General features: G+C 56.3%; 9 protein-coding genes and 1 pseudogene. 9 read left to right on the top strand and 1 reads right to left on the bottom strand.

The features are described 5' to 3' along the window. Positions 1 to 680 (top strand): annotated as a pseudogene (garD, locus tag ACW14G_RS12805) (galactarate dehydratase); the annotation flags it as partial. 50 nt (positions 681 to 730) lie between these two features. Here the strand turns inward: garD and ACW14G_RS12800 are convergent. After that, on the bottom strand, positions 731 to 1,546 hold the full coding sequence (locus ACW14G_RS12800; RefSeq protein WP_163447830.1) for a DeoR family transcriptional regulator: 816 nt from the start codon (positions 1,544 to 1,546) through the stop codon (positions 731 to 733). A 269-nt stretch (positions 1,547 to 1,815) separates the two neighbouring features. Between ACW14G_RS12800 and kbaZ the strand changes: the two genes are divergently transcribed. The 8 genes from kbaZ (at position 1,816) to kbaY (ending at position 9,161) form a co-directional block, all read left to right on the top strand. Next, positions 1,816 to 3,093, top strand: a complete 1,278-nt coding sequence (gene kbaZ, locus ACW14G_RS12795) for a tagatose-bisphosphate aldolase subunit KbaZ (RefSeq protein ID WP_249023281.1) — start codon at positions 1,816 to 1,818, stop codon at positions 3,091 to 3,093. Between the two features lie 19 nt (positions 3,094 to 3,112). After that, positions 3,113 to 3,586: a PTS N-acetylgalactosamine transporter subunit IIB gene (gene agaV, locus ACW14G_RS12790; RefSeq protein ID WP_065356120.1), complete on the top strand. Its 474-nt coding sequence runs from the start codon at positions 3,113 to 3,115 to the stop codon at positions 3,584 to 3,586. A 10-nt stretch (positions 3,587 to 3,596) separates the two neighbouring features. After that, positions 3,597 to 4,376, top strand: a complete 780-nt coding sequence (gene agaW / locus ACW14G_RS12785; protein ID WP_163447828.1) for a PTS N-acetylgalactosamine transporter subunit IIC — start codon at positions 3,597 to 3,599, stop codon at positions 4,374 to 4,376. Continuing rightward, positions 4,366 to 5,244 (top strand): PTS N-acetylgalactosamine transporter subunit IID, encoded by an 879-nt coding sequence (gene agaE / locus ACW14G_RS12780; RefSeq protein WP_163447827.1) that lies wholly within the window; start codon positions 4,366 to 4,368, stop codon positions 5,242 to 5,244. The genes agaW and agaE overlap by 11 nt, the downstream gene beginning before the upstream one ends. 17 nt (positions 5,245 to 5,261) lie before the next feature. Next, positions 5,262 to 5,696 carry a PTS galactosamine/N-acetylgalactosamine transporter subunit IIA gene (gene agaF, locus ACW14G_RS12775; RefSeq protein WP_223803806.1) on the top strand — a complete coding sequence of 145 codons (435 nt, stop codon included), beginning with the start codon at positions 5,262 to 5,264 and terminating at the stop codon, positions 5,694 to 5,696. Further along, positions 5,693 to 6,826 carry an N-acetylglucosamine-6-phosphate deacetylase gene (nagA, locus tag ACW14G_RS12770; RefSeq protein ID WP_419057371.1) on the top strand — a complete coding sequence of 378 codons (1,134 nt, stop codon included), beginning with the start codon at positions 5,693 to 5,695 and terminating at the stop codon, positions 6,824 to 6,826. Before agaF ends, nagA begins: the two co-directional genes overlap by 4 nt. 295 nt (positions 6,827 to 7,121) lie before the next feature. Next, positions 7,122 to 8,276, top strand: a complete 1,155-nt coding sequence (locus ACW14G_RS12765) for an AgaS family sugar isomerase (protein WP_249022708.1) — start codon at positions 7,122 to 7,124, stop codon at positions 8,274 to 8,276. A 12-nt stretch (positions 8,277 to 8,288) separates the two neighbouring features. Continuing rightward, positions 8,289 to 9,161 carry a tagatose-bisphosphate aldolase subunit KbaY gene (gene kbaY / locus ACW14G_RS12760; RefSeq protein ID WP_106927162.1) on the top strand — a complete coding sequence of 291 codons (873 nt, stop codon included), beginning with the start codon at positions 8,289 to 8,291 and terminating at the stop codon, positions 9,159 to 9,161. The last annotated feature ends 13 nt before the right edge of the window (positions 9,162 to 9,174 follow it).

Here is a 9,174-nt window from a genome sequence, read left to right as displayed (position 1 = left end):
CCGCTAACCCCGCTGTCGGCTACGCCTCCGACCTGCTGGTGCGCTGCGGCGCAACCGTGATGTTCTCGGAAGTCACGGAAGTACGCGACGCCATTCATCTGTTAACCCCGCGCGCCATCAATGAAGAAGTGGGCAAGCGTCTGCTCGAAGAGATGGCCTGGTACGATAACTATCTCGATATGGGCAAAACCGACCGTAGCGCCAACCCCTCTCCGGGCAACAAAAAAGGCGGCCTCGCCAACGTGGTGGAAAAAGCGCTGGGTTCGATCGCTAAATCAGGTAAAAGCGCCATCGTGGAAGTCTTGTCGCCCGGCCAGCGCCCGACCAAACGCGGACTGATTTACGCCGCCACCCCGGCCAGCGACTTCGTCTGCGGCACTCAACAGGTGGCCTCCGGCATTACCGTGCAGGTATTTACCACTGGCCGCGGTACGCCGTATGGTCTGATGGCGGTACCGGTCATCAAGATGGCCACCCGCACCGAGCTGGCTAACCGTTGGTATGACTTAATGGATATCAATGCCGGCACCATCGCCACGGGCGAAGAGACCATTGAAGACGTGGGCACCAAGCTGTTCCACTTCATTCTTGATGTGGCGAGCGGGCGTAAGAAAACCTTCTCGGATCAATGGGGATTACACAACCAGCTGGCGGTATTTAACCCGGCCCCGGTGACCTAATCACCCTCGCCAGCTCATACGGGGGTATGCCTTTGCATACCCCCGTTTTTTTATTCCGACAGCGGCACCAGAATCACGTCGACGCCGATTTTCCGCAGCCCTTCCAGACTCTCCTGCGGGATCCCTTCATCAACGATAATCATATCGACACGTTGCATATCAATAATTTTATGCAGGCTTGAACGGTTGAATTTGGTGGAGTCCGTAACCACGATGATCTTCTCCGCCACTTCGCTCATCCGCCGGTTCAACCGCGCTTCGTCCTCATTATGAGTACTGATACCGCGTTCCAGATCGATAGCATCGACCCCCAGAAACAGCATGTCGAAATGGTAGTTTTGCAGCGAATGCTCCGCCTGATCGCCATAGAATGACTGGGACTGACGGCGCAGGTGTCCGCCGGTCATCAGCAGTTCCACACCTTCCGCTTCCAGCAGCGCGTTGGCGACGTTCATCCCGTTGGTCATCGCAATCACGTCACTATGCTGGCGCATCAGACGCGCGATTTCATAGGTTGTGGTACCGGAATCGAGGATCACGCGGTGACCCGGCTTGATAAACTCGACGGCGGCCCGCGCAATACGCCGCTTGACCGCCGTGTTCAGCGAGCTTTTATCTTCAACAGAGGGTTCAACGCCCGGCGTGTTGCCGTCGCAAATCAATGCGCCGCCATAGGCGCGCACGGCAATACCCTGTTTTTCCAGAAACGCCAGATCGTTACGAATGGTCACTGTGGAAACGCCGAACAATCCGGAAAGATCGTTCACCTGCACGCTACCCTGCTGTCGCAACCGCTGGATGATCTGCTCGCGCCTTTCGCTGGTCCCTGAAACCCGCTTATCTGCAGAAGACTCGCTGTTACTCATAAGAAATCCTTTGGTCAAATTCTTTCGTTTCATTTCGTTTTGTCTATTAACGCCTTTCTTTTTCCGAAAAGCAAGTCTTATAAAGTCCCTCTTCAGGCCGAAATCCAGCTTCACGGCCTTTCATTACGTTTCTTTTGTGAAACAGATCGGAAAACTATTATCTTTCGTTTTATTTTTATAACACCATGATGCAGTATCAAATGAAACAAAACGAAAGATTGATTCCGAAGTCATCCTATCTGGAGAGGAAAGTGAAACATCTTACTGAAATAGTGGAGCAGCATAAACGGGGGAAGGCAAACGGGATTTATGCCGTTTGTTCCGCGCATCCACTGGTACTGGAATCCGCAATACGCTACGCGCACGCCAACCAGACGCCGCTGCTGATCGAAGCCACATCTAACCAGGTTGATCAGTTCGGCGGCTATACGGGCATGACCCCGGCCGATTTTCGCCGTTTCGTCTGTCAACTCGCCGATTCACTCCATTTTCCGCAGTCGCAGCTGATTCTCGGCGGCGATCATCTGGGGCCAAATCGCTGGCAGGATCAACCCGCAGCCGTCGCCATGGGGCATGCCGACGATCTGATCAAAAGCTACGTTGCCGCAGGCTTTAAAAAGATCCATCTGGATTGCAGCATGTCCTGCCAGGACGATCCGGTTCCTTTAACTGATGAGATTGTCGCCGCGCGCGCCGCACGTCTGGCGAAGGTCGCCGAAGAGACCTGCATTGCCCAGTTTGGCGAAGCGGATCTGGTTTATGTTATTGGCACTGAAGTCCCGGTGCCGGGCGGCGCACATGAAACATTAACCGAACTGGCAGTGACAACACCCGAGGCCGCACGCGCCACGCTGGAGGCTCACCACCACGCCTTTGAACAACAGGGGCTGAGCGACATCTGGCCGCGAATTATCGCGCTGGTGGTGCAACCTGGCGTCGAATTCGACCACACCCACATCATTGATTACCAACCGCAAAAAGCCATTGCGTTGAGCAAGATGGTAGAGGCCTATGACACGCTGGTGTTCGAAGCACACTCTACCGACTACCAGACGCCGCAGTCGCTGCGCCAGCTGGTGGTCGATCACTTCGCCATTCTGAAAGTCGGCCCAGCGCTCACCTTCGCCCTACGCGAAGCGCTATTTTCGCTGGCCGCCATTGAGGAAGAATTGCTGCCCGCCAAAGCCTGTTCCGGCCTGCGCCACGTGCTGGAAACCGTCATGCTCGATCGCCCGGAATACTGGCAGAGTCACTACCACGGCGACGGCAACGCGCGTCGTCTGGCACGAGGCTACAGCTATTCCGATCGCGTTCGTTACTACTGGCCGGACGAGCAGATTGATGACGCTTTCGAACGTCTGGTGCGCAACCTGGCGGACGAACCGATCCCGCTGCCGCTCATCAGCCAGTATTTACCGTTGCAGTACGTCAAGGTTCGCGAGGGGGATCTCATCGCCACGCCGCGAGAACTTATCATCAGCCACATTCAGGACATACTGCAGCAGTATCACGCTGCCTGTCAGGGCATGACATCCCATAACGGATAACAACAAAGAGGAAAACGCGATGCCAAATATTGTTTTAAGCCGTATTGATGAACGCTTGATTCACGGTCAGGTTGGCGTGCAGTGGGTCGGATTTGCGGGGGCAAATCTGGTGCTGGTCGCCAACGATGAAGTGGCGGAAGACACCGTACAGCAGAATTTAATGGAAATGGTGTTGGCTGAAGGGATTGCCGTGCGCTTCTGGACGCTGCAAAAAGTCATCGACAACATCCACCGCGCCGCCGACCGACAGAAAATTTTGCTGGTGTGCAGAACACCGGCCGATTTCCTCAAATTGGTTGAAGGCGGCGTTCCCGTCACGCGTATCAACGTAGGAAACATGCACTACGCCGAAGGTAAACAACAAATTGCCAAAACGGTTTCTGTCGACGCCAACGACATCAACGCTTTTAACGGCCTGAAGGCCGCTGGCGTGGAATGTTTCGTTCAGGGGGTTCCGACAGAACCGGCTTTGGATCTCTTTAAACTGCTTTGAGGGATTCACAATGGAAATCAGTCTGTTGCAGGCTTTTGCCTTAGGTATCCTCGCCTTTATCGCCGGCCTGGATATGTTCAACGGTTTAACGCACATGCACCGCCCGGTTGTCCTTGGGCCGCTGGTCGGCCTGATCCTTGGCGATCTGCATACCGGTATTTTAACCGGTGGTACGCTGGAATTGGTATGGATGGGTCTGGCGCCGCTGGCAGGCGCCCAGCCGCCTAACGTCATAATCGGTACGATCGTGGGGACCACGTTTGCTATCACCACCGGCGTCAAACCTGATGTGGCGGTCGGCGTCGCTGTACCGTTCGCCGTGGCGGTACAAATGGGCATTACCTTCCTGTTCTCCGTGATGTCCGGCGTGATGTCCCGCTGTGACCGTATGGCGGCAAATGCCGACACCGACGGCATTGAACGGGTTAACTATCTGGCGCTGCTGGCGTTAGGCATTTTCTACTTCCTGTGCGCGTTTCTGCCCATTTATTTCGGCGCGGAGCACGCGAAAACCGCCATTGATGTCCTGCCAGCGCGTCTGATTGACGGCCTGGGCGTTGCGGGCGGCATCATGCCAGCCATCGGCTTTGCCGTACTGCTGAAAATTATGATGAAGAACGTCTACATCCCGTACTTCATTATTGGTTTTGTTGCCGCGGCCTGGCTCAAGCTTCCGGTGCTGGCTATCGCCGCCGCCGCACTGGCCATGGCGCTGATTGATCTCTTACGTAAATCCCCGGAACCGACCCAACCTGCGGCACAGAAAGAGGAATTCGAAGATGGCATCTAACCAACACACCCTGCCGACTGTTTCCGATAATGAAGAGACGCTGCTGACCGGCGTGAACGAAAACGTCTATGAAGATCAGAGCATTGGCGCTGAACTGAGCAAAAAAGACATTAACCGCGTGGCCTGGCGCTCTATGCTGTTGCAGGCATCATTTAACTACGAACGTATGCAGGCTTCCGGCTGGCTGTACGGCCTGCTGCCCGCGCTGAAAAAGATTCACACCAACAAACGCGACCTGGCTCGCGCCATGAAAGGCCATATGGGATTCTTCAACACCCACCCTTTCCTGGTGACGTTTGTTATCGGCATCATTCTGGCAATGGAGCGCTCGAAGCAGGACGTTAACAGTATTCAGAGTACCAAAATTGCCGTTGGCGCACCGCTGGGCGGGATTGGCGATGCCATGTTCTGGCTAACGCTGCTGCCTATCTGCGGCGGGATTGGCGCCAGCCTGGCGCTGCAGGGATCAATCCTTGGCGCCGTGGTGTTTATCGTGCTGTTTAACGTGGTGCATCTCGGCCTGCGCTTCGGCCTGGCTCACTATGCGTATCGCATGGGGGTTGCCGCCATTCCGCTTATCAAGGCAAACACCAAAAAAGTGGGTCATGCGGCCTCAATTGTGGGGATGACGGTGATTGGCGCGCTGGTCGCCACCTACGTTCGTCTTAACACGACGCTGGAAATCAAAGCCGGTGACGCGGTCGTCAAACTGCAGGCCGATGTTATTGATAAGCTGATGCCTGCCTTCTTACCGCTGGTGTATACCCTGATCATGTACTGGCTGGTGCGTCGCGGCTGGAGCCCACTGCGTCTTATCGCCATTACCGTCGTGCTCGGCGTGGTCGGCAAATTCTGTCACTTCCTGTAAAGCAAAAGAGGTTTGAGATGCTAGGTATTATTTTGACGGGGCATGGCGGTTTTGCCAGCGGAATGGAAAAAGCGATGAAGCAAATTCTGGGCGAGCAGCCGCAGTTTATCGCCATCGATTTTCCTGAAACCTCAACCACCGCGCTGCTCACTTCACAGCTTGAGCAGGCGGTGGCTGAGCTGGATGCCCAGGGCGATATCGTTTTTCTGACCGACCTGCTCGGCGGTACGCCGTTCCGCGTGGCCTCGACGCTCGCCATGCAAAAAGCGGGAAGAGAAGTGATTACCGGCACCAACTTGCAGCTGTTGCTGGAGATGGCGCTGGAACGCGATGGGTTGAGCAGCGAGACGTTCCGTCTGCAGGCCCTTGAGTGCGGACACCGCGGTTTGACCAGCCTGGTCGATGAGCTGGACCGCTGCCGCGAGGAGAGCCCCGTCGAGGAAGGGATATGACGCACATTCTCCGCGCCCGACGCGTGCTGACGGAGCAAGGCTGGCTCGACGACCATCAGCTGCGCGTTGAAGAAGGCGTCATTACCGCAATCGAACCGATACCGGCAGGCATCCCCAGCCGCAACGCCGAGCTGCTCTGTCCGGCGTATATCGATATCCACGTCCACGGCGGTGCGGGCGTTGATGTCATGGACGACGCGCCCGACGCCCTCGATAAACTGGCGGTCCATAAGGCACGCGAAGGGGTAGCCAGCTGGCTACCCACCACCGTCACCGCGCCGCTGGAGATGATTCACCAGGCGCTGGCGCGTATCGCCCAACGCTGTTACTCCGGTGGGCCAGGGGCGCAGGTACTGGGGAGCTACCTCGAAGGCCCCTATTTTACGCCACAGAATAAGGGGGCACATCCTCCGGAGCTGTTTCGGGAACTGAACCCGGCGGAGCTGGATGAGCTGATTGCCATTTCCCGGCAAACCCTGCGCGTCGTGGCGCTGGCACCGGAAAAGCCCGGCGCGCTACAGGCGATTATCCATCTGAAAAAACGGGGCATTCGGGTGATGTTAGGGCATAGCGCCGCCAGCTATGAACAAACCCGCGCCGCTTTCGACGCGGGCGCCGACGGGCTGGTTCACTGCTATAACGGTATGACCGGTTTACATCACCGCGAACCCGGGATGGTCGGCGCCGGGTTAACCGACCCACGAGCCTGGCTGGAGCTTATCGCCGATGGACACCACGTTCACCCCGCCGCCATGAAGCTTTGCGGCTGCTGCGCCAGGGAGAGAGTGGTGCTGATTACCGACGCCATGCAGGCCGCCGGTATGCCCGATGGCCGATACACGCTGTGCGGCGAGCAGGTGGAGATGCGTGCCGGGATCGTAAGGACCGCTTCCGGAGGGCTGGCGGGCAGCACGCTCTCGATCGATGCGGCGGTACGCAATATGGTCGAACTAACCGGCCTACTTCCCGAAGACGCAATTCATATGGCGTCGCTGCATCCCGCCCGTTTGCTGGGCATCGATGGCCAGCTGGGATCGCTCAAGGTCGGCAAACGCGCCAGCATCATTGCGCTCGATGGTGGACTGCACCTGCAGCATATCTGGATTCAGGGTCAACCTTTCTCTTTGTAGCACGTTCGTTTTCCTCAGGCCTTCGGTTTGTTACCGCAAGGCCTTTCTTTTCCTTTCTATAAAAAAGTATCCCTCTTACCGATAAATCTTTTAATCACTTAAATATCAACGACATAAATAAAACACACCTCTTAAGATCATAATTTTCGTTTTATTTCCCATTCGATCATTGAACTTTCGATTTCTTTTCTATAGATTTTAATTAACCGATAAAGTTAACAAGTGAAACGAAACGAAAGATAGCGACCTATTGCCAGCGTCTGATGTGGAATTTACAAGACTAAGGACTTACGTTATGCCAGAAACCTATATCTCCGCCGCCTCGACAACCGGTACCTGGACAGAGGAAGAGATCCGCCAGCAGCCCGCGAGTTGGATCCGTTCACTGAAAAATATTGATGCGATCCGATCGACCATTGATGCTTTTCTGACACCGCTGTTACGCAAAGCCGATCTGCGAATCGTACTGACCGGGGCCGGAACGTCGGCATTTATTGGCGAAACCATCGCCCCATGGCTTTCCCGCCACACGGGGAAAAATATCAGCGCCGTACCCACCACCGATCTCGTCACCAATCCAATGGACTATCTGAACCCGGCACACCCGCTGCTGCTGGTTTCATTTGCCCGCTCGGGCAACAGCCCGGAGAGCGTGGCTGCCGTTGAGCTGGCCAACCAGTTCGTTCCTGAGTGCTACCACCTGTCAATTACCTGTAACGAAGCGGGCAGCCTGTACCAAAATCTGGTCGACAGCGATAACGCTTTCGCCCTGCTGATGCCGGCCGAAACGCACGATCGCGGCTTTGCCATGACCAGCAGCATTACCACCATGATGGCAAGCTGCCTGGCGGTATTCGCGCCGGAGATCATTAACAGCCAGACCTTCCGGGACGTGGCCGATCGCAGCCAGGCGATCCTCGACTCACTCGGCGATTTTAGCCAGGGTGTCTTTGGCGACGGCGCCTGGAAACGCGTCGTCTATCTGGGCAGCGGCGGATTACAAGGTATCGCGCGTGAGTCTGCGCTGAAGGTGCTGGAGCTAACCGCCGGCAAACTGGCGGCCTTCTACGACTCGCCAACCGGTTTCCGCCACGGACCAAAATCGCTGGTCGATAACGAAACGCTTATCGTGGTGTTCATCTCCAGCCACTCTTACACGCGCCAGTACGACCTGGATCTGCTGGCGGAACTGCGCCGCGATCGTCAGGCAATGCGCGTGGTCGCCATTGCCGCGGAAACGGATGCCATCATCGAAGCAGGCCCGCATATTCTGCTGCCCCCTTCCCGTTCGTTTATCGACATGGAGCAGGCGTTCTGCTTCCTGATGTACGCCCAAGTCTTTGCGCTGACTCAGTCGATTGGTGTTGGCAATACCCCAGATACCCCCTCTGCCAGCGGCACGGTCAATCGTGTTGTGCAAGGCGTGATTATTCATCCGTGGCAGGCTTAAGAGGATCTTCTTATGAGCATTATCTCAACGAAATACCTTCTGCAGGATGCGCAGGCCAACGGCTACGCCGTACCGGCGTTTAACATCCACAACGCCGAAACGATCCAGGCGATCCTCGAGGTGTGCAGCGAAATGCGCTCGCCGGTGATCCTCGCGGGGACTCCCGGCACGTTTAAACACATTGCCCTGGAAGAGATCTACGCCCTGTGCAGCGCGTATTCGCTCACTTACGACATGCCGCTGGCGCTGCATCTCGATCATCACGAATCGTTGGATGACATTCGCCGTAAGGTTCACGCCGGCGTACGCAGCGCGATGATCGATGGCAGCCACTATCCGTTTGAACAAAACGTGAAGCTGGTGAAATCGGTGGTCGATTTCTGCCACCTCAACGATTGCAGCGTTGAGGCCGAACTGGGCCGCCTGGGCGGGGTAGAAGACGACATGAGCGTCGACGCGGAAAGCGCCTTTCTCACCGACCCGCAGGAGGCGAAACGCTTTGTTGAGTTGACCGGTGTTGACAGCCTTGCCGTGGCTATCGGCACGGCACATGGTCTCTATACCAAACGGCCAAAAATCGACTTCCAGCGGCTGGCGGAAATCCGGGAAGTGGTGACGGTGCCGCTGGTGCTGCATGGCGCAAGCGATGTGCCGGATGAATATGTTCGCCGCACCATCGAGTTGGGCATCTGCAAAGTCAACGTCGCAACCGAGTTGAAGATCGCCTTCTCTGACGCCGTCAAAGCCTGGTTTGCTGAAAATCCGCAGGGCAATGACCCGCGCTTTTACATGCGGGTTGGCATGGACGCCATGAAAGAAGTGGTCAGAAGCAAAATCGCCGTCTGCGGCTCAGCGAATCGGTTACGGCTACCGGCGGAGGCCTGATCCGACAGCGTAT

The sequence above is a fragment of the Kluyvera sp. genome (assembly GCF_965301105.1).
Note: the sequence above shows the minus strand (reverse complement) of the source record. Positions and strands in the feature narration are given on the sequence as shown.

What these genes read in the sequence shown, in the direction of transcription:
- ACW14G_RS12800 (WP_163447830.1), bottom strand. Translation starts at nt 1,546, where the DNA reads ATGAGTAACAGCGAGTCTTCTGCAGATAAGCGGGTTTCAGGGACCAGC.
- agaV (WP_065356120.1), top strand. Translation starts at nt 3,113, where the DNA reads ATGCCAAATATTGTTTTAAGCCGTATTGATGAACGCTTGATTCACGGT.
- agaW (WP_163447828.1), top strand. Translation starts at nt 3,597, where the DNA reads ATGGAAATCAGTCTGTTGCAGGCTTTTGCCTTAGGTATCCTCGCCTTT.
- agaE (WP_163447827.1), top strand. Translation starts at nt 4,366, where the DNA reads ATGGCATCTAACCAACACACCCTGCCGACTGTTTCCGATAATGAAGAG.
- agaF (WP_223803806.1), top strand. Translation starts at nt 5,262, where the DNA reads ATGCTAGGTATTATTTTGACGGGGCATGGCGGTTTTGCCAGCGGAATG.
- nagA (WP_419057371.1), top strand. Translation starts at nt 5,693, where the DNA reads ATGACGCACATTCTCCGCGCCCGACGCGTGCTGACGGAGCAAGGCTGG.
- ACW14G_RS12765 (WP_249022708.1), top strand. Translation starts at nt 7,122, where the DNA reads ATGCCAGAAACCTATATCTCCGCCGCCTCGACAACCGGTACCTGGACA.
- kbaY (WP_106927162.1), top strand. Translation starts at nt 8,289, where the DNA reads ATGAGCATTATCTCAACGAAATACCTTCTGCAGGATGCGCAGGCCAAC.